Below are 19,199 nucleotides of genomic sequence, written 5' to 3' on the forward strand. Positions count from 1 at the left end.
TTGTATAAATCGAACACGATTGTGGAGGCAGAACGATGCGTGTTGAAGTTCCTACCTACGAACTCTATGGGGAGGGAACCGATAAAAAGCCGGATTTCTGGCTGCATTGCGAAACGCTTTACTCGCGATCCAGCCTGCATCAGTTTGAAATCGAGCTGCATCGTCACGAGAATTTCTTTCAATTCCTGTACATTCAGAGCGGCGCGGGCAATACCAGTTTCAATGGCGTGATCCATAGTTTTCGCACGCCGTGCGCTATTCTGGTTCCGCCCGGATTCAATCACGGGTTTTCATTCTCGCGCGATATTACCGGCCATATCATCACGATTCTGCGCCCGCAGATGCCCTTTGTCAGCGACCGTCCAGGCAGCGCCTTTGCTGCTTGGCTGAATGGGCCGCGCCTTGTCGCGATGGAGAACGCTTCAGCGGAAGATTGCGCGCTCGCAGCTTTGACGGTCAACCGGATCCAGACAGAATTCCATTCCAGAAAGCCATATAAAAACAGTATATTGGAATCCATGCTCAAGACGATGATCGTCCTGGTCTCGCGTCCGGCATTGAGCGAGCTACAGGCTAAAGACGGACGTCCGGCTTATGGTGATGTACGCGTTGAAAAATTTCTGGAATTGGTCGACCGGCATTTTCGTGAACATCGCCCGGTGGCTTTTTATGCCGATACGCTCGGCCTGTCGCCAACCCACCTCAACCGGCTGGTGCGAAGGCTGACGGGAGAAACGACACAACATATGATTGCACATAAGCTGATCGATACGGCCAGGCGCGACCTCATCGCGATGCCGTCCTCGGTTCAGCACATCGCTTATTCGCTCGGCTTTTCTGACCCGGCCTATTTCTCGCGCTTTTTCCAGAATTTCACCGGGGAGACACCCCGCAGCTTCCGTTTGCGCGAACGCGCGCGGCTTGCGGAAACAGTTCATGCCGACTGACTTGGACTTTTGAGACAGCTCTCGGTGTTGAGACCTTCGCAGCCTTCATATGCCCATCCGTTCGCGGAGCTGCTTTCTGTAGGACCGCGATACCGGCCATGAACTGTCAATCGACCGCATTTTGACCTGCCATTTATCGATCTTTCTGCGGTCCACGTCGATGACGTGCAGTGTATTCACGAAAGCCGTTCGGTGGATCTGAAGGAAAATCTTGGATGGCAACAGGGTCGACCACATGCCGAGCGAACGCGAATCGAGCAGCATAGACCCGTCTTCCAGCCAGATTTCGCTGTAGTTTCCAGCAGAGCGAACGCCGACGATGATGTCGGGCTGGACGCCGCGCACCACACCGCGATTGCTGAGATAAACCAAAGGTGTGGAGCTTACGGGCACGGTTGTCGGCTCAGCGCGTCGGCCTGTGCCATATTTCGCTTGTCCGATGAGATCAGCGCATTGGAACAGCGCGCTCACTTCGCTGGTCGACCAGATCTTGCTGGCGGCTGTCGTATCAAAGCCGATGATACCGCGCAGCCTGTCGTCATGAAACATCGGCACGCTGAGGACGCTTTTATTGCTCTGCCGTAGAAACTCCACCTGAATGGCCCGCGCGGTTCGGGGCAGGTCGGTGACGTCATGTACGGCGACTGCTTGACCCTTGACCATATATTTGTGCAGCCAGGCGATTAGGGTCGTCGGTGCTTCCTGAAGTTCCGAAACATAGGCTCTGGTCTGGCCGCGACACCACTCATGTGTGTTGCGGAAGCGAAGCAGGTCTGGGCGATATTCGATCAGCCAGGCCCGATCCGCGTGCGAAGCGTTGCCCATCATCGCGAGCTGGTCAGAAATAGCTTCATTGAGCGGATATTTGAGCAGGCCCATGCCGCATCGATAGGCCCAATCCAGCGATACGCTGTTTGCAATATCCGCCTTTGTGTGAATTCGGTAAGAGCCTGCACCGTCAGGCACGTCGGTTTTGAGCATGGCCTGTCCCCCGCCCAACCCGAAACCGTGTGAGATGCTCAAGGGAGCTGCGTTATACTTTGATATGCCCCGGCATCATATTCACCGCCGAAAGGGAATGAGCCTACTGCTTATGAATTAGCAAATGCAGTTTTGCTCCAACGAAGGTGGTAGTCAAATTTGATTTTTGAAATCAGGCACTACGCTGCCATTTATTATGAAATCCGGCAGCCTATTGGAGCGTGAGACGCAGATCAAAGGTCTTTGAGGCTTTGATCTGCGTCTTATCTTTTATTTAGACGAGGTCAGCGGGCAGCACATCCGCCGGGATGTTCTGATAGCTGACAGGGCGCAGGAAGCGGCGGATGGACATGGTTCCGACGCTGGTCGCGCCGAAATTCGTGCTGGCCGGGTAGGGGCCGCCGTGAACCATCGAATCGACAACTTCCACGCCGGTCGGGAAACCATTGGCCAAAACGCGTCCGGCCTTGCGCTCCAGAACTGGCAGAAGCTTGCGGGCGTCTGCGGCATCGTCCTTGTCCATATGCAAGGTCGCCGTCAGCTGGCCTTCAAAGCCCTTGGCCAGATGCACCATGTCATCGACCGACTTGACGCGAACGACAACGCCGAGCGGACCGAATACTTCCTCACCAATGGTGTGGTCGCCGAGGAAAGCTTCACCAGTCGTCTCATACAGATTGGGCGACGCTTCGCGGCCCTTGCTTTCGGTGGTCAGCACCGGCTTGACGGAATTGCGGCTGTCGAAATGCGCCTTGCCGTCCTGATAGGCCTTGGCAATGCCATCGGTCAGCATGACCTGCGGCGCAACCTTTTCCAGAGCGCTGCGGGTTGACTGCACAAAGCTGTCGGCTTCCGAACCGTCGATAACCACGGCAATGCCCGGATTGGTGCAGAACTGACCGGCACCCATCGTCAATGATCCAGCCCAGCCTTCGCCGAGCGACGAGGCGCGTGCCTTCATGGCTTCGGGCAGCAGGAACATCGGATTGACCGAGCCAAGCTCGCCGAAGAAAGGAATCGGTTCCGGGCGCTGTGCGCACAGGTTGAAAAGGGCGCGGCCACCGCCAAGCGAACCGGTAAAGCCGACTGCCTTGATGAGCGGATGCGTGACGAGTGCTTCGCCGACCTTGCGGTCACCGCCCTGAATGAGACTGAACACGCCCTTCGGCATGCCGGTCTTGGCAATGGCGGCCTGAATGGCGTCAGCGACGATTTCGCCGGTGCCGGGATGGGCGGAGTGGCCCTTCACAACCACCGGGCAGCCTGCGGCTAGGGCGGCTGCGGTGTCGCCACCAGCGGTCGAGAAAGCGAGCGGAAAGTTGGAAGCCCCGAAAACGGCAACCGGACCGATAGGACGCTGCATCAGGCGGATTTCCGGACGTGCAGCGGGCTTGCGGTCGGGCAGGGCCTCATCGACGCGACGGTCGAGATAATCGGCCTTGCGAATATGGTTGGCAAAAAGACGCAGCTGGCCGGTGGTGCGTCCGCGCTCGCCTTCAAGGCGGCCAGTCGGAAGGCCGGTTTCCTGCGTGCCGATTTCTGTGATGGCAGCAGCGCGGGCTTCGATTTCGTCGGCAATGGCTTCAAGGAAGAGAGCGCGTTCTTCACGGCTTGTATAACCATAGGTCCAGAAAGCGTCTTCCGCTGCCTCGCAGGCGCGCGCAACCAGAGCGGGCGTACCAACCGCGAATTCATGCGATGGGCCTGTCGCCGGTGTTGAAGCGAACGTCGTCTCCCCCGCAACCCACTCGCCAGCTATCAGGTGTTGTCCATGGGGTGTCCAGCTCATCTCAATTCCTTTCCGCTTGCTATTGTAGCAAGTCAGCCTATCGCGATGCGATCTTCATATTATCCTGATCCGTTTTTCTGCACGCACGAGCGGCTAAAAGGATCAGTGCAGCATGGATACATGGAATGGAGGGAATTGTCGCCTGAGTCCGTGCTTTTACTGGGATTTTGAATCGCAAGATACGGTGAACAGGCAAACAGGCCGATGCACCAGGTGATTCACTGGGCCCGACTGCCTATTCTCTGTTGCTGGAAGGACGATGTGGATAACAGGATGTCTTTGAAAAGGCCGGGAAAACCGGCGTTTTGAAAGAAAGGCGAAAATTCTTTTGCTTTCTTTCGAGCACTTGCTTGACACTTGTTCGCGAACCCCTTAAACGACCGCTCACACCGACGGAAACGCCGGTGGTGACTGAAGCCTACGGGCTGAAAAAATGCGCGGGTGTAGCTCAGTTGGTTAGAGTGCCGGCCTGTCACGCCGGAGGTCGCGGGTTCGAGCCCCGTCACTCGCGCCACTTTCCTTCAACACAATCAAATGTACTGTTGAACTGAAAGTGGCGCTCCACGCCTCTCCATTTATTTCCCTTTTCGTACTTCATATCGTGCAAGCATTTGCGTGCTGTCGCGCCATGGGCCTGTTCTCGCGACCTGTTCCATGGTGTTTTGCACAGCTTGTGTATGAATTACAGAATATCGCAATTCTTCTCCAAACATGCGCTTGACACTTGTTCGCGAACCCCTTAAACGACCGCTCACACCGGCGGAAACGCTGGTGGTGACTGAAGCCTACGGGCTGAAAAAAATGCGCGGGTGTAGCTCAGTTGGTTAGAGTGCCGGCCTGTCACGCCGGAGGTCGCGGGTTCGAGCCCCGTCACTCGCGCCACTTTCCTTCAACACAATCAAATGTACTGTTGAACTGAAAGTGGCGCTCCACGCCATTTTGCAAAACGTCTTTCCAGAGATAGCCAAGAGAAACTGCCAACCTTGCGCAGACAGATTTCATCCGCTGGCCGGTTTGCGTTTATGCGTGCGCAAGCATCTATTATCGGGAGAATTGTTTCCAGGAGAGATAGGCGACCGAAAGAACGATCGCACCGATCACGAGAAGGTCGCCGCCGGCGAGCAGAAAATGCTGCATATGTGACCTCCCTTCGATTCCGGTTCCAAACAATGTCTTTATGATAAAGTCTGCGGTGCCGATCTGAAGGCATGGCTTAGCGCACTGCGACGGTCCCGGACTATTTCCATTCTCCATATTGCTGCCTACGCGAAAGAAATTTTGCGCGTGCTGCGACGTGGCGTTTTGTGGAAAACGCATATGCGATGTCGGGGAGGAGGGAGATCGATTGTCGCAGCACGCTTATATTTATCGCTTGGGCTGCGGCTTGGAACACTGCAAGCAGACGTACTTTATTTATATAGGCGATGATTCTCTTTGCTGTTGTCAGCGAGAATGCATCGTGAGACATTGCCTCACAAAATTATGATCTTACTGTGCCATCATGGGGCTGAACGGGTTCAGCCGGGTTATTCGGGGGTAAGGCCACGCCTTATTAAGCATCTCGACCCGACTATGCCCACCTGAAGGCGCTGGAGGGGTTGCGCTTCAACGCGGGCTGCGCTAACCGTCCCCGCGAAAGCGCTTAGTTCGCACGGCATGCCTTTTGAAGCTGCTTGGGGCGACGAGGTTGCAACAGATGCAATGTGTCGCATGGTCGTGGGCTTCAAAAAGCTTATGACAGGCGGCGCAGCCTCGTATTCAAGCCGGATAAAGGATCATGAACGAGCTTTTAAGTTCCTACTTGCCGATTGTCATCTTTCTCGGCATCGCAATGGTAATCGGTGTAGCCCTTCTGGTTGCGCCGTTCCTCGTCGCATATAGACAGCCAGACCCGGAAAAGCTTTCAGCTTACGAGTGCGGCTTCAATGCCTTCGATGACGCCCGTATGAAATTCGACATTCGTTTCTATCTCGTGTCGATTCTCTTCATCATCTTCGATCTTGAAGTCGCCTTCCTGTTTCCGTGGGCTGTGTCCTTCGGTTCCATTGGCTGGTTCGGCTTTGCGTCGATGATGGTGTTCCTTGGCGTCCTCACCATCGGCTTCATCTATGAATGGAAGAAGGGAGCGCTGGAATGGGATTGACCACAGCCAACACCACACTCGTGGCTCCGCAGCCGAAGGGCATTCTTGACCCGCGTACGGGCAAGCCTGTCGGCTCCGACGATGCTTTCTTCAACGATCTGAACAGCGAACTGTCCGACAAGGGTTTCATCGTCACATCTGCTGACGCTTTGATCACCTGGGCGCGTACCGGTTCGCTGATGTGGATGACCTTCGGTCTCGCATGCTGCGCCGTGGAAATGATGCACATCTCCATGCCGCGCTACGACGCCGAACGCTTCGGTATCGCACCACGTGCGTCTCCGCGTCAGTCCGACGTGATGATCGTTGCAGGCACGCTGACCAACAAGATGGCGCCCGCTCTGCGCAAGGTCTACGACCAGATGCCCGAGCCGCGCTATGTGATCTCGATGGGCTCCTGCGCCAATGGCGGCGGCTACTACCACTATTCCTATTCGGTGGTTCGTGGCTGCGATCGCGTGGTTCCGGTCGATATCTACGTACCGGGCTGCCCGCCCACTGCGGAAGCGCTGCTTTACGGCATTCTCATGCTGCAGAAGAAGATCCGCCGCACGGGTACGATCGAGCGTTAATCCGGTCCCCGGACCGGTTTGCGCCATACAGGTTTTGTTAGGGTTCGACTGACACCGCCGCGTGGGATTTCTCCCAAAAGTCTCCCAAGGCAAGTGCAGTGTGAGTTCTAAATAAGGAAGTTAGGGAAATGAGCGAAGAAGCTCTCGGTGAACTTTCCGGCTACATCAAAGAACGCCTCGGCGATGCAATCGAAGAGGCGAAGCTGGCCTATGGCGAGCTGACGCTTTGCGTGCCGGTGACGAGCCTTATCAGCGTTCTGACCTTCCTGCGTGACGATGTGCAGTGCCAGTTCGTCAATCTGACGGACATTTCCGGCGTTGACTATCCGCAGCGCGCCAATCGCTTTGATGTGGTCTATCAGCTGATGTCTCCGCGTCAGAACCAGCGCATCCGCGTCAAAGTTCAGGCCGATGAAGACACGCTGGTTCCGTCGGCGGTCTCGGTTTTCGTGGGTGCCGAATGGTACGAACGCGAGGCCTACGATATGTATGGCATGCTATTCTCCGGCCATCCGGATCTGCGTCGCCTTCTGACCGACTACGGTTTCGAAGGCCATCCGCTGCGCAAGGATTTCCCGCTGACCGGCTTTGTGGAAGTGCGTTACAGCGACGAGCTGAAGCGCGTGATCTACGAACCTGTCGAACTGCGTCAGGAATTCCGCAATTTCGATTTTCTCTCGCCATGGGAAGGGACGGATTACGTCCTGCCGGGCGATGAGAAGGCAAAGACGAACTGAGCGACGGGAAGCTGAACATGGCTGAGACTCAGGTCCGCAATTTCAATATTAACTTTGGTCCGCAGCATCCTGCCGCGCACGGTGTGCTGCGTCTGGTGCTTGAGCTCGACGGCGAAGTCGTCGACCGCGTCGATCCGCATATCGGTCTGCTGCATCGCGGCACCGAGAAGCTGATGGAAGCCAAGACCTATCTTCAGGCTGTGCCTTATCTCGACCGCCTCGACTATGTGGCGCCGATGAATCAGGAGCACGCCTATGCGCTTGCCGTCGAACGCCTTATGGGCATCGATGTGCCGAAGCGCGGTCAGCTGATCCGTGTTCTCTATTCGGAAATCGGCCGCATTCTGAACCACCTTCTGAACGTGACCACGCAGGCCATGGACGTTGGCGCATTGACGCCGCCGCTCTGGGGCTTCGAAGAGCGCGAAAAGCTGATGGTGTTCTACGAACGCGCCTGTGGCGCACGTATGCACGCTGCTTATTTCCGTCCGGGCGGCGTCCATCAGGACCTGCCGGATCAGCTCGTTGAAGACATCGGCAACTGGATCGATCCGTTCTTCACGACGCTCAACAATCTCGATGACCTCATCACGCCAAACCGCATTTTCAAGCAGCGTAACGTCGATATCGGCGTTGTGAAGCTGGAAGATGCTTGGGCATGGGGCTTCTCGGGCGTCATGGTTCGCGGTTCGGGCGCTGCATGGGATCTGCGCAAGTCGCAGCCTTATGAGTGCTACAACGAGATGGAATTCGATATTCCAATCGGCAAGAACGGCGACTGCTACGACCGCTACCTGATCCGCATGGAAGAAATGCGCCAGTCGGCTCGTATCATGCGCCAGTGCGTTGACCTGCTTCTCGGCAAGGAACGCGTCGGTCCGGTTTCCAATACCGACAACAAGATTGTGCCGCCGAAGCGCGGCGAGATGAAGCGTTCGATGGAAGCGCTCATCCACCACTTCAAGCTTTACACGGAAGGCTACCATGTGCCTGCCGGTGAAGTTTACGCAGCAGTTGAAGCCCCGAAGGGCGAATTTGGCGTCTTCCTCGTTTCGGACGGCTCCAACAAGCCTTATCGCTGCAAGCTGCGCGCTCCGGGCTTTGCCCATCTTCAAGCCATGGATTTCCTGTGCCGCGGCCATATGCTGGCTGACGTGTCGGCAATTCTTGGCTCGCTCGATATCGTGTTTGGTGAGGTTGACCGCTGATGTCCGTTCGCCGTCTCGCAGATGATGCCGTCCAGCCAGCCGCTTTCGCGTTCAACGCGGAAAATCAGGTCTGGGCGCACAAGACGATCGCAAAATTCCCAGAAAGCCGTCAGCAGTCGGCTGTTATTCCGTTGCTCATGCGTGCGCAGGAGCAGGACGGCTGGGTCACGAAAGCTGCCATTGAACACGTAGCAGCCATGCTCGACATGCCGCTGATCCGTGTTCTGGAAGTAGCCACTTTCTATACGCAGTTTCAGCTGAAGCCGGTTGGCACGCGCGCTCACATTCAGGTTTGCGGTACGACCCCGTGCATGCTGCGCGGTTCGGAAGCGCTGATGGATGTTTGCCGTCACAAGATCAACCACGACCCGTTCGAGACCAATGCCGACGGTACGCTGTCGTGGGAAGAAGTCGAATGCCAGGGCGCCTGCGCCAATGCACCGATGGTCATGATCTTCAAGGACGCCTATGAAGATCTGACGCCGGAACGCCTGGCTGAAATCATCGACGCTTTCGAAACTGGCAAGGGCGATACCGTCAAGCCAGGTCCGCAGGAAGACCGCGTGACGTCTGAGCCGATCAACGGCCTGACTTCGCTGACTGAAGATCTGGACTATAAGAAAATCGGTCTCGAAACCCGCAAGGCATCGGATGCCGCGACTGCCAAGGCGAAGGCCGAAGCGGAAGCAAAGGCCAAGGCGGAAGCTGAAGCCAAGGCTGCCGAAGAAGCGAAGACTGTCGCACCATCGAACGCTGCCAAGCCGGTTACCAATGCGCCTGAAACCGATCCGGCTCTGAAGACGCCTTCGGACGTCAAGGTGTCGAAGGCTGCCGAGAAGGCCGCTTCGGTCGATACGAAGCAGTCCTTCAAGCTCGACGATAGCAATCGCCCGGTTGCCATGGAGCGCCCGGAAGCCGTTGACGATCTGAAGCTGATCTCCGGCGTAGGCCCGAAGATTGAAGAAACCCTGCATGAGCTGGGCATCTTCACCTTCAAGCAGGTTGCTGCCTGGAAGAAAGCCGAGCGTGAATGGGTTGACGGTTATCTCAGCTTCCACGGTCGCATCGAGCGTGAAGAATGGGTAAAGCAAGCCAAGGCTTTGGCCAAGGGCGGCGTCGAGGAATACATCAAGGTATTCGGAAAGAAGCCGGTATGATGACTTCGATATTCGCAAACACGAACGGAAACAGGTGAGACATGCTGGCTGATAAAGATCGCATCTTCACCAATATTTACGGCTTCAAGGATCGCTCTCTCAAGGGTGCCATGGCTCGCGGCCATTGGGACAACACCAAGGGCTTCATTGAAAAGGGCCGTGACTGGATCATCGACGAGATGAAAGCGTCGGGCCTGCGTGGCCGTGGCGGCGCTGGCTTCCCGACGGGTCTCAAGTGGTCGTTCATGCCCAAGCAGAGCGATGGTCGCCCGCATTATCTCGTCGTCAATGCTGACGAATCCGAGCCGGGCACCTGTAAGGACCGCGAAATTCTGCGCCACGATCCGCATACGCTGATCGAAGGCTGCGTGATCGCCGGTTGCGCCATGGGTGCACACACCGCCTATATCTATATCCGCGGCGAGTTCATGCGTGAGCGTGAAGCCCTGCAGGCAGCAATCGACGAGTGCTACGACGCCGGTCTGCTTGGCAAGGATAACAAGTGCGGCTGGGATATGGACATTTTTGTCTCCCACGGCGCTGGCGCTTATATCTGCGGTGAAGAAACCGCGCTGCTCGAAAGCCTTGAGGGCAAGAAGGGCCAGCCGCGGCTGAAGCCGCCATTCCCGGCCAATATGGGTCTGTACGGCTGCCCGACCACCGTGAACAACGTGGAATCGATTGCGGTAGCGCCGACGATCCTGCGTCGCGGCGGTGCATGGTTCTCGTCCATCGGTCGTCCGAACAATGTCGGTACCAAGCTGTTCCAGATTTCTGGTCATGTGAACACGCCTAGCGTGGTGGAAGAAGGCCTCGGCATTTCGTTCCGCGAACTGATTGAAAAGCACGCTGGCGGCATTCGCGGTGGCTGGGACAATCTGCTGGCGGTTATTCCCGGCGGCGCATCGTGCCCGGTCATCAAGGGCGAAGACATGATGGACGCCATCATGGATTTCGACGGCATGCGCGACAAGAAATCGTCGTTCGGCACCGGCGGCCTGATTGTCATGGACAAGTCCACTGACATCATCAAGGCGATTGCCCGTCTGTCGGCGTTCTTCAAGCATGAAAGCTGCGGCCAGTGCACGCCGTGCCGTGAAGGAACCGGCTGGATGTGGCGCGTCATGGAACGCATGGTCAAGGGCAACGCGCAGAAGCGTGAAATCGACATGCTGTTCGATGTGACCAAGCAGATTGAAGGTCATACGATTTGTGCGCTTGGCGATGCGGCTGCATGGCCAATTCAGGGTCTGATCCGCAATTTCCGTCCGGAAATTGAAAAGCGCATTGATGATTACACACGCAACGCCGTTCAGAGCCGCAATATCCGTCTGGAAGCAGCGGAATAAGGCTTAAACGAGTTGCGTTGAGCCTGCCCGGGTAGGGAAGGCGGAAAAGTTTGACGTCTAGATTGCGGCACGAGCCGCAGGTTTGGAAAAGCGATGGCAAAGATCAAGGTTGACGGCACAGAGATCGAAGTACCCGATCACTATACGCTCCTTCAGGCTGCCGAAGCCGCAGGCGCTGAAGTGCCGCGTTTTTGTTTCCACGAACGGCTTTCCATCGCTGGAAATTGCCGTATGTGCCTGGTTGAGGTGAAGGGTGGACCGCCGAAGCCGGCGGCATCCTGCGCTATGGGCGTGCGCGATCTGCGTCCCGGCCCGAATGGCGAAGCACCTGAAATCTTCACCAACACGCCGATGGTCAAGAAGGCCCGCGAAGGCGTGATGGAATTTCTGCTCATCAACCACCCGCTGGATTGCCCGATCTGCGATCAGGGTGGCGAGTGCGATCTGCAGGATCAGGCAATGGCTTTTGGCACCGACGGTTCGCGCTATCGCGAGAACAAGCGCGCTGTCGAAAACAAATATATCGGCCCGCTCGTCAAGACGGTGATGACGCGCTGCATTCACTGCACGCGCTGCGTCCGCTTCACGACCGAAGTTGCTGGCATTTCCGAACTCGGCCTCATTGGCCGTGGTGAGGACGCCGAGATCACCACTTATCTCGAGCGCGCCATGACGTCGGAACTGCAGGGCAATGTCATCGATCTTTGCCCGGTTGGCGCTTTGACCTCGCGTCCTTATGCATTCCAGGCCCGTCCGTGGGAACTGAACAAGACTGAAACCATCGATGTGATGGATGCAGTCGGTTCCAACATCCGCGTCGACACCCGTGGCCGTGAAGTGATGCGCGTCATGCCGCGCGTCAACGAAGCGGTGAACGAAGAGTGGATTTCGGACAAGACCCGCTTCATCTGGGACGGCCTGCGCACCCAGCGCCTCGACCGCCCTTATGTTCGCAAGGATGGCCGTCTGGTCGCCGCAAGCTGGCCGGAAGCTTTCTCCGCTATCGCTGCCAAGGTTTCCGCAACTTCTGCCGACAAGATTGGCGCTGTTGCAGGCGATCTGGCTTCGGTTGAAGAAATCTACGCACTGAAGAACCTGATGGGTTCGCTCGGCTCCGCCAATATCGATAGCCGTCAGGATGGCGCAGCCCTCGATCCAGCTCTGGGTCGTGCAAGCTATCTCTTTAACGCGACGATCGAAGGCATTGAAAACGCTGATGCTCTGCTCATCATCGGTTCCAATCCGCGCGTTGAAGCTGCCGTTCTGAACGCACGTATTCGCAAGCGTCAGCGCATGGGCCATTTCCCGGTCGCTCTGATCGGCGAACAGGCTGAACTGCGCTACGAATACGAATATCTCGGCGCCGGTGCAGATACGCTTGGCTCGCTCGCCGCTGGCAAGAACGCTTTCCGCGATGTGCTGGCCAAGGCTGAACGTCCGCTGATCATCATCGGTCAGGGCGCGCTCACCGGCGAGAATGGGGCTGCGGTTCTGTCAACCGCCGCCAAGCTCGCTCAGGATGTCGGCGCGATCAAGGATGAGTGGAACGGCTTCTCCGTTCTGCACACTGCCGCTTCGCGCGTTGGCGCTCTGGATCTCGGCTTTGTGCCGGGTGAGGGCGGTAAGGCGGCTGGCGACATGCTGGGCAATCTGGATGTGGTGTTCCTGCTCGGTGCAGACGAACTCGACATGACCAGAAAGGGTTCGAGCTTCGTCGTTTACATCGGTACGCACGGCGATGCCGGTGCGCATGCCGCCGACGTGATCCTGCCGGGCGCAGCCTATACGGAAAAGTCGGGCACCTGGCTCAACACCGAAGGTCGCGTGCAGCTTGGCAGCCGCGCCGGTTTCGCACCGGGCGAAGCGAAGGAAGACTGGGCAATCCTGCGCGCTCTTTCCGATACGCTGGGCAAGCGTCTGCCGTTTGACTCGCTCGCACAGCTTCGCGCCAAGCTCTATGCGGACTACCCGCACATGCTGGCCATCGACACCATCACGCCTGCTTCCGCCGACGATCTCGTCGCACTGGCAGCTAAGGCTTCCAACCTGGGCGGCGGCGCTGCGTTCGTTTCCCCGGTCAAGGACTTCTACCTGACGAACCCAATTGCGCGCGCTTCCGCCGTCATGGCCGAATGCTCGGCGCTCGCGGCTGGCGGCTTCCAGCAGGCTGCCGAGTAAGCGAGAGAGAGACGGAACAATGGAAGGAATTTTTGCAGCTTACGTCTTACCCGCGCTGATTATGGCGCTGAAGTCGGTCGTTCTGCTCGTCGTATTGCTGATCGTCGTCGCTTACCTGCTTTACGCGGATCGCAAGATCTGGGCAGCAGTACAGCTTCGTCGCGGCCCTAACGTTGTCGGTCCCTGGGGTTTGTTCCAGGCTTTCGCCGACTTGTTGAAGTTCGTCTTCAAGGAACCAATTATTCCGTCGGGCGCAAACAAGGGTGTCTTCCTCCTTGCGCCCTTCGTCTCCGCCGTTCTCGCAATGGCAACCTGGGCGGTTATCCCCGTCAATGAAGGCTGGGCCATCGCCAACATCAATGTCGGCATTCTCTATATCTTCGCCATTTCTTCGCTTGAAGTTTACGGCGTGATCATGGGCGGCTGGGCCTCCAACTCGAAGTACCCGTTCCTCGGCGCGCTTCGTTCGGCGGCGCAGATGGTTTCCTACGAAGTTTCCATCGGCTTCGTGATTGTTACGGTTCTGCTCACGGTTGGCTCGCTCAACCTGACCGATATCGTGCTTTCGCAGAATACCGGCCTCGGCACCATGCTTGGCCTGCCTGCATCGTTCCTCGACTGGAACTGGCTCTGCCTGTTCCCGATGTTCGTGATCTTCTTCATTTCGGCGCTTGCTGAAACGAACCGTCCGCCTTTCGATCTTGTCGAAGCTGAATCCGAACTCGTGGCCGGTCATATGATCGAATATTCGTCCACGCCGTTCCTTCTGTTCTTCCTCGGCGAGTATGTGGCGATCACGCTGATGTGCGCCCTGATGACCACGCTCTTCCTCGGCGGCTGGCTGCCTCCGGTTGACGTATGGTTCCTCAACTGGGTTCCGGGCGTCATCTGGTTCATGCTCAAGCTCTGCTTCTGCTTCTTCATGTTCGCCATGGTGAAGGCTTTCGTACCGCGTTACCGCTATGACCAGCTGATGCGTCTGGGTTGGAAGGTTTTCCTGCCGATCTCGCTCTTCATGGTTGTCGCAACCGCGACCTTCCTCAAAGTCTTCGGTCTGGCGTAAGGAGTAATAACAATGGCTTCAATCGCTCAAGCAGCCAAATCGCTCCTTCTCAAGGAATTCGTCGGCGCGTTCTTTCTTTCCATGCGCCAGTTCTTCGCGCCGAAGGCGACGTTGAACTACCCGCATGAAAAGGGCCCGGTTTCGCCGCGCTTCCGTGGCGAACACGCGCTGCGCCGTTATCCCAACGGTGAAGAACGCTGCATCGCCTGCAAGCTTTGCGAAGCAATCTGCCCGGCGCAGGCCATCACCATTGAGGCCGGTCCGCGCCGCAACGACGGCACCCGCCGCACGGTGCGTTACGACATCGACATGGTGAAGTGCATTTATTGCGGCTTCTGCCAGGAAGCATGTCCGGTGGATGCCATCGTCGAAGGTCCGAACTTCGAGTTCGCGACCGAGACGCGCGAAGAGCTGTACTACGACAAGGACAAGCTCCTCGCCAACGGTGACCGTTGGGAACGCGAAATCGCGCGCAATATCGCGATGGATGCGCCTTATCGCTGATCGGGTTCCCGATCAGTTCGAGTGTCAGATCGGGTTTTCGGTCAGTTCGACGCTCGAACAAGAGTTTATGAATAAAGCGGGCAAAGCAATAGGGCTTTGCTCACGGAAAGGTGTTGGGGGATCCCCATGCTGACAGGTATTGCGGCAGCGTTTTTCTATCTGTTCGCTTTCATCATGATCGCAAGCGCGTTCATGGTGATTGCGGCACGCAACCCCGTGCATTCGGTGCTGTTTCTGATCCTCACATTCTTCAATGCGGCAGCTCTGTTCCTGCTGACAGGGGCTGAGTTCCTCGCCATGATCCTGCTCGTCGTTTATGTCGGCGCTGTGGCGGTTCTCTTCCTCTTCGTCGTCATGATGTTGGATGTGGATTTCTCGGAACTGAAGCGCGGTGCGCTGCAATATGCGCCGGTTGGCGCTCTGGTCGGGTTGATCCTGCTGGGCGAACTGATCTTCGTATTCGCAAGCAACATGTTTGCACCGAAGCTGGGCCAGGGCTCTGTGCCGATCCCGAATATCGCCGAGCGGTCCAACACCGCTGCTCTGGGCGACATTCTCTACACCGACTTCGTCTTCTACTTCCAGGTTGCAGGTCTCGTCCTTCTGGTCGCGATGATCGGCGCCATCGTTCTGACGCTGCGGCACAAGCCGAATGTCAAGCGCCAGTCCATCTCGGCCCAGGTTGCTCGTACGCCAGAAACGGCGATCGAGGTCAAGCAGGTCGAAACGGGCAAAGGCATCTAAGGATAAGCATATGGAAATCGGTATCGCTCATTATCTGACCGTTTCGGCCATCCTGTTCACGCTTGGCGTCTTCGGCATCTTTTTGAACCGCAAGAATGTCATCGTTATCCTGATGTCGATCGAATTGATCCTGCTTTCGGTCAATCTCAACTTCGTGGCGTTCTCCAGCCAGCTCGGCGATATGGTCGGGCAGGTCTTCGCCCTTTTCGTTCTGACTGTTGCGGCTGCTGAAGCGGCCATCGGTCTGGCAATTCTCGTTGTTTTCTTCCGTAATCGCGGTTCCATCGCGGTGGAAGACGTCAATGTTATGAAAGGTTGACGGGCAAATGCTCTACTACGCGATCGTCTTCCTTCCGCTTATCGGCTTTCTTATTGCTGGCTTGTTCGGCAATAAGATCGGCGCAAAAGCGAGTGAATACATCACTTCCGGCCTCATGGTTATCGTCGCGATCTGCTCGTGGATCGTGTTCTTCCAGATTCCGATGGGCCATGGTGAAACTGTGCGCATTCCGGTGCTGCATTGGGTCACGTCCGGTTCGCTGTCTTTCGATTGGGCGCTGCGTGTCGACACGCTGACTGGCGTCATGCTCGTTGTCGTGAACTCGGTTTCGGCTCTCGTGCATATCTATTCGATTGGATATATGCACCACGATCCGCATCGTCCGCGCTTCTTCGCTTATTTGTCGCTGTTCACCTTCGCGATGCTCATGCTGGTTACGTCGGACAATCTGGTCCAGATGTTCTTCGGCTGGGAAGGCGTTGGTCTGGCGTCCTATCTTCTGATCGGTTTCTGGTTCAAGAAGCCTTCGGCCAATGCTGCCGCCATGAAGGCCTTCGTTGTCAACCGCGTTGGTGACTTCGGCTTCCTCCTCGGCATCTTCGGCCTGTTCGCTCTGTTCCAGTCGGTCGACTACAACACGATCTTCGCTGCTGCCGCCAATTATCTGCCGGCAGAAGGCGCTGCGGATGCAGGTCAGGTCGTGCTGAACTTCCTCGGCTATGAGCTGCACAAGGAAACGGCGCTGACTGTTGTCTGCCTGCTTCTGTTCATGGGCGCCATGGGTAAGTCGGCGCAGTTCCTGCTGCACACCTGGCTTCCGGACGCTATGGAAGGCCCGACGCCTGTTTCGGCTCTCATTCACGCTGCAACCATGGTGACCGCGGGCGTGTTCATGGTCGCGCGCATGTCGCCGATCTTTGAACTGTCGCATACGGCTCTTCTGGTCGTCACCATTATCGGCGCCACCACCGCATTCTTCGCGGCAACGGTTGCCCTGGTGCAGAACGATATCAAGCGCGTTATCGCTTATTCGACCTGTTCGCAGCTTGGCTACATGTTCGTGGCTCTCGGCGTCGGCGCTTACGGCGCTGCCGTGTTCCACCTCTTCACGCACGCCTTCTTCAAGGCTCTCCTGTTCCTTTGCGCCGGTTCGGTTATCCATTCCGTGTCGGAAGAGCAGGACATGCGTCGCATGGGCGGTCTGCGTAAGCTGATCCCGGTTACCTACTGGATGATGCTTATCGGTACGGTCGCTATTACGGGTCTCGGTATTCCGGGCACGATCATCGGTACGGCTGGCTTCTTCTCGAAGGATGCGATCATCGAATCGACGTTCGCTTCGCACAGCCCGGCTGCTGGTTACGCCTTCACGCTGCTCGTTGTCTCGGCTCTGTTCACGAGCTTCTATTCCTGGCGTCTGATTTTCATGACCTTCTTCGGCAAGCCGCGCGCTTCGGCGGAAGTCATGCATCACGTCCATGAATCGCCGCCCGTGATGCTGGTTCCGCTGCTCGTACTCGCTGTCGGCGCGATCCTCGCCGGTGTCGTGTTCAAGGAATTCTTCTTCGGCCATGAATATGCCGAGTTCTGGAAGGGTGCGCTGTTCACGTCGCCGACCAACGAGATCCTGGATCATTACCACCACGTTCCGACATGGGTTAAGCTGTCGCCTTTCACGGCTATGGTCATCGGCTTCATCGTCGCCTGGATCTTCTACATCCGGTCGCCCGAAACGCCGAAGGCATTGGCAGAACGCCATCGCGGTCTGTACCAGTTCCTGCTGAACAAGTGGTATTTCGACGAACTCTACGACTTCCTCTTCGTTCGTCCGGCCAAGTGGCTCGGTCGTCTGTTCTGGAAGGGTGGCGACGGCTGGCTCATTGATGGCTTCGGTCCGGATGGTATCTCGGCCCGTGTGCTCGATGTCACCAACCGCGTCGTCAAGATGCAGTCCGGATATCTTTATCATTACGCATTCGCGATGCTGATCGGCGTCGCCGCGCTCGTCACCTGGATGATGCTCGGGAGCTCTTTCTGATGACCGACTGGCCAATTCTCTCAACGGTCACGTTTCTGCCGCTCGTCGGCGCGTTACTGATCCTTCTGATCAAGGACGACAGCGAGGCTTCGCGTCGCAACATCCGCAACGTGGCTTTGCTGACGACGGTGTTCGTCTTTATCCTGTCGCTCGTTGTCTGGGCCGGGTTCGATAATTCGAACCCCGGTTTCCAGATGGTCGAGCAGGCTGGCTGGATGGGTGGTGGCATCAGCTACCACATGGGCGTGGACGGCATTTCCGTCCTGTTCGTGGTGCTGTCCGCTTTCCTGATGCCATTCTGCATTCTTGCAAGCTGGATATCGGTCGAAAAGCGCGTCAAGGAATACATGATCGCGTTCCTCATTCTGGAAACGCTCATGATCGGCGTGTTCTGCGCGCTCGACCTTTTCCTGTTCTACGTGTTCTTCGAAGCAAGCCTTATCCCGATGTTCATCATCATCGGCGTGTGGGGCGGCAAGCGCCGCGTCTATGCAAGCTTGAAGTTCTTCCTTTATACGCTGCTCGGCTCGGTGCTGATGCTCGTCGCCATCATGGCCATGTACTGGCAGGCTGGCACGATGAACATCGTCGAGTTGCAGAAGTTCAGCTTCCCGGCTGGCATGCAAACATGGCTATGGCTCGCATTCTTCGCGTCGTTCGCCGTCAAGATGCCGATGTGGCCGGTCCACACCTGGCTTCCGGATGCGCACGTTGAAGCGCCGACAGCAGGCTCGGTCATTCTGGCCGGTATCCTTCTGAAGCTCGGCGGCTACGGTTTCCTGCGCTTCTCGCTGCCGATGTTCCCGCTGGCTTCCGCCGATTTCGCGCCGCTTATCTTCACGCTGTCGGTGATCGCTATCATCTACACGTCTCTGGTGGCACTGGTTCAGGAAGACATCAAGAAGCTGATCGCTTACTCGTCCGTTGCACACATGGCCTATGTGACCATGGGTATCTTTGCGGCTAACGAGCAGGGCATTCAGGGCGCAATCTTCCAGATGTTGTCGCACGGTATCGTGTCGGGCGCTCTCTTCCTTTGCGTCGGCGTGATCTATGACCGTATGCATACCCGTGAGATAGCGGCGTTCGGCGGTCTGGTGAACAACATGCCGAAATATGCGGTGGCCTTCCTCATCTTCACGATGGCGAATGTGGGTCTGCCGGGTACTTCGGGCTTCATCGGTGAATTCCTGACGCTGTTCGGTGTGTTCCGGGTCAATACCTGGGTGGCGCTGTTCGCAACGACGGGTGTCATTCTCTCGGCGGCCTATGCGCTCTGGCTCTACCGCAAGGTGATCTTCGGCGCACTCGACAAGGAAAGCCTCAAGGCGCTCCTCGATCTGAGCCCGCGTGAGAAGATTATTCTCTATCCGCTCGTGGTACTCACCATCTTCTTCGGCGTGTATCCGGCACCGGTCTTCAATGCGACTGCAAGTGCTGTGACCGCTCTGGTTCAACATTACGACGCTGCAGTTGGCGGAGCCGCCAATGCAATGCTGGCACAGTAAG

General features: G+C 57.0%; 16 protein-coding genes and 2 tRNA genes. 16 read left to right on the forward strand and 2 right to left on the reverse strand.

What is annotated here, in order from left to right; all coding sequences use genetic code 11:
* Positions 1–35 precede the first annotated feature (35 nt).
* Positions 36–947 (forward strand): helix-turn-helix domain-containing protein, encoded by a 912-nt coding sequence (locus FHW03_RS08670; protein WP_182520270.1) that lies wholly within the window; start codon positions 36–38, stop codon positions 945–947.
* Between the two features lie 45 nt (positions 948–992).
* Here the strand turns inward: FHW03_RS08670 and FHW03_RS08675 are convergent, their stop codons facing one another.
* Positions 993–1,928: a LytTR family transcriptional regulator DNA-binding domain-containing protein gene (locus FHW03_RS08675; protein WP_182520271.1), complete on the reverse strand. Its 936-nt coding sequence runs from the start codon at positions 1,926–1,928 to the stop codon at positions 993–995.
* Positions 1,929–2,202: 274 nt separating this feature from the next.
* Positions 2,203–3,717 (reverse strand): aldehyde dehydrogenase (NADP(+)), encoded by a 1,515-nt coding sequence (locus FHW03_RS08680; protein ID WP_182520272.1) that lies wholly within the window; start codon positions 3,715–3,717, stop codon positions 2,203–2,205.
* A gap of 437 nt (positions 3,718–4,154) precedes the next feature.
* On the opposite strand from FHW03_RS08680, the gene FHW03_RS08685 reads away from it, so the two are divergent.
* The 15 genes from FHW03_RS08685 (at position 4,155) to FHW03_RS08755 (ending at position 19,198) form a co-directional block, all read left to right on the forward strand.
* Positions 4,155–4,231, forward strand: a tRNA-Asp gene (locus FHW03_RS08685).
* Positions 4,232–4,522: 291 nt separating this feature from the next.
* Positions 4,523–4,599, forward strand: a tRNA-Asp gene (locus tag FHW03_RS08690).
* Between the two features lie 895 nt (positions 4,600–5,494).
* On the forward strand, positions 5,495–5,860 hold the full coding sequence (locus tag FHW03_RS08695; RefSeq protein WP_182520273.1) for an NADH-quinone oxidoreductase subunit A: 366 nt from the start codon (positions 5,495–5,497) through the stop codon (positions 5,858–5,860).
* Positions 5,851–6,432, forward strand: coding sequence for an NADH-quinone oxidoreductase subunit B family protein (locus FHW03_RS08700; RefSeq protein ID WP_010661172.1), 582 nt, complete (start codon positions 5,851–5,853; stop codon positions 6,430–6,432). The genes FHW03_RS08695 and FHW03_RS08700 overlap by 10 nt, the downstream gene beginning before the upstream one ends.
* 128 nt (positions 6,433–6,560) lie before the next feature.
* Entirely contained in the window at positions 6,561–7,169 is a 609-nt protein-coding gene (locus FHW03_RS08705) for an NADH-quinone oxidoreductase subunit C (protein WP_182520274.1), read from the forward strand.
* 17 nt (positions 7,170–7,186) lie between these two features.
* Complete coding sequence (locus FHW03_RS08710) at positions 7,187–8,377, forward strand: NADH-quinone oxidoreductase subunit D (RefSeq protein WP_182520275.1); 1,191 nt, start codon at positions 7,187–7,189, stop codon at positions 8,375–8,377.
* A complete protein-coding gene (locus FHW03_RS08715) occupies positions 8,377–9,534 on the forward strand; it encodes an NADH-quinone oxidoreductase subunit E (protein ID WP_182520276.1) in 1,158 nt (385 codons plus the stop codon). Before FHW03_RS08710 ends, FHW03_RS08715 begins: the two co-directional genes overlap by 1 nt.
* Positions 9,535–9,575: 41 nt before the next feature.
* The gene (nuoF, locus tag FHW03_RS08720; protein WP_182520277.1) at positions 9,576–10,883 is read left to right on the forward strand and encodes an NADH-quinone oxidoreductase subunit NuoF; all 1,308 of its coding nucleotides are present in this window, start codon (positions 9,576–9,578) and stop codon (positions 10,881–10,883) included.
* 93 nt (positions 10,884–10,976) lie between these two features.
* Positions 10,977–13,061 (forward strand): NADH-quinone oxidoreductase subunit NuoG, encoded by a 2,085-nt coding sequence (gene nuoG / locus FHW03_RS08725; RefSeq protein ID WP_182520278.1) that lies wholly within the window; start codon positions 10,977–10,979, stop codon positions 13,059–13,061.
* Positions 13,062–13,080: 19 nt separating this feature from the next.
* Complete coding sequence (gene nuoH, locus FHW03_RS08730; RefSeq protein WP_078338428.1) at positions 13,081–14,124, forward strand: NADH-quinone oxidoreductase subunit NuoH; 1,044 nt, start codon at positions 13,081–13,083, stop codon at positions 14,122–14,124.
* Positions 14,125–14,136: 12 nt separating this feature from the next.
* A complete protein-coding gene (gene nuoI, locus FHW03_RS08735) occupies positions 14,137–14,628 on the forward strand; it encodes an NADH-quinone oxidoreductase subunit NuoI (RefSeq protein WP_078338429.1) in 492 nt (163 codons plus the stop codon).
* A gap of 126 nt (positions 14,629–14,754) precedes the next feature.
* Positions 14,755–15,372: an NADH-quinone oxidoreductase subunit J gene (locus FHW03_RS08740; protein WP_182520279.1), complete on the forward strand. Its 618-nt coding sequence runs from the start codon at positions 14,755–14,757 to the stop codon at positions 15,370–15,372.
* 10 nt (positions 15,373–15,382) lie between these two features.
* Positions 15,383–15,691: an NADH-quinone oxidoreductase subunit NuoK gene (nuoK, locus tag FHW03_RS08745; protein WP_006466598.1), complete on the forward strand. Its 309-nt coding sequence runs from the start codon at positions 15,383–15,385 to the stop codon at positions 15,689–15,691.
* Positions 15,692–15,698: 7 nt separating this feature from the next.
* A complete protein-coding gene (nuoL, locus tag FHW03_RS08750) occupies positions 15,699–17,690 on the forward strand; it encodes an NADH-quinone oxidoreductase subunit L (protein WP_182520280.1) in 1,992 nt (663 codons plus the stop codon).
* Positions 17,690–19,198, forward strand: coding sequence for an NADH-quinone oxidoreductase subunit M (locus FHW03_RS08755; protein ID WP_182520281.1), 1,509 nt, complete (start codon positions 17,690–17,692; stop codon positions 19,196–19,198). Before nuoL ends, FHW03_RS08755 begins: the two co-directional genes overlap by 1 nt.
* Position 19,199: the final 1 nt, after the last annotated feature.

Source organism: Ochrobactrum sp. RH2CCR150 (assembly GCA_014138095.1).
GTDB lineage: Bacteria > Pseudomonadota > Alphaproteobacteria > Rhizobiales > Rhizobiaceae > Brucella > Brucella gambitense.

Coding starts and splice junctions, on each gene's coding strand:
- FHW03_RS08670 (WP_182520270.1), top strand. CDS start 36: ATGCGTGTTGAAGTTCCTACCTACGAACTCTATGGGGAGGGAACCGAT.
- FHW03_RS08675 (WP_182520271.1), bottom strand. CDS start 1,928: ATGCTCAAAACCGACGTGCCTGACGGTGCAGGCTCTTACCGAATTCAC.
- FHW03_RS08680 (WP_182520272.1), bottom strand. CDS start 3,717: ATGAGCTGGACACCCCATGGACAACACCTGATAGCTGGCGAGTGGGTT.
- FHW03_RS08695 (WP_182520273.1), top strand. CDS start 5,495: ATGAACGAGCTTTTAAGTTCCTACTTGCCGATTGTCATCTTTCTCGGC.
- FHW03_RS08700 (WP_010661172.1), top strand. CDS start 5,851: ATGGGATTGACCACAGCCAACACCACACTCGTGGCTCCGCAGCCGAAG.
- FHW03_RS08705 (WP_182520274.1), top strand. CDS start 6,561: ATGAGCGAAGAAGCTCTCGGTGAACTTTCCGGCTACATCAAAGAACGC.
- FHW03_RS08710 (WP_182520275.1), top strand. CDS start 7,187: ATGGCTGAGACTCAGGTCCGCAATTTCAATATTAACTTTGGTCCGCAG.
- FHW03_RS08715 (WP_182520276.1), top strand. CDS start 8,377: ATGTCCGTTCGCCGTCTCGCAGATGATGCCGTCCAGCCAGCCGCTTTC.
- nuoF (WP_182520277.1), top strand. CDS start 9,576: ATGCTGGCTGATAAAGATCGCATCTTCACCAATATTTACGGCTTCAAG.
- nuoG (WP_182520278.1), top strand. CDS start 10,977: ATGGCAAAGATCAAGGTTGACGGCACAGAGATCGAAGTACCCGATCAC.
- nuoH (WP_078338428.1), top strand. CDS start 13,081: ATGGAAGGAATTTTTGCAGCTTACGTCTTACCCGCGCTGATTATGGCG.
- nuoI (WP_078338429.1), top strand. CDS start 14,137: ATGGCTTCAATCGCTCAAGCAGCCAAATCGCTCCTTCTCAAGGAATTC.
- FHW03_RS08740 (WP_182520279.1), top strand. CDS start 14,755: ATGCTGACAGGTATTGCGGCAGCGTTTTTCTATCTGTTCGCTTTCATC.
- nuoK (WP_006466598.1), top strand. CDS start 15,383: ATGGAAATCGGTATCGCTCATTATCTGACCGTTTCGGCCATCCTGTTC.
- nuoL (WP_182520280.1), top strand. CDS start 15,699: ATGCTCTACTACGCGATCGTCTTCCTTCCGCTTATCGGCTTTCTTATT.
- FHW03_RS08755 (WP_182520281.1), top strand. CDS start 17,690: ATGACCGACTGGCCAATTCTCTCAACGGTCACGTTTCTGCCGCTCGTC.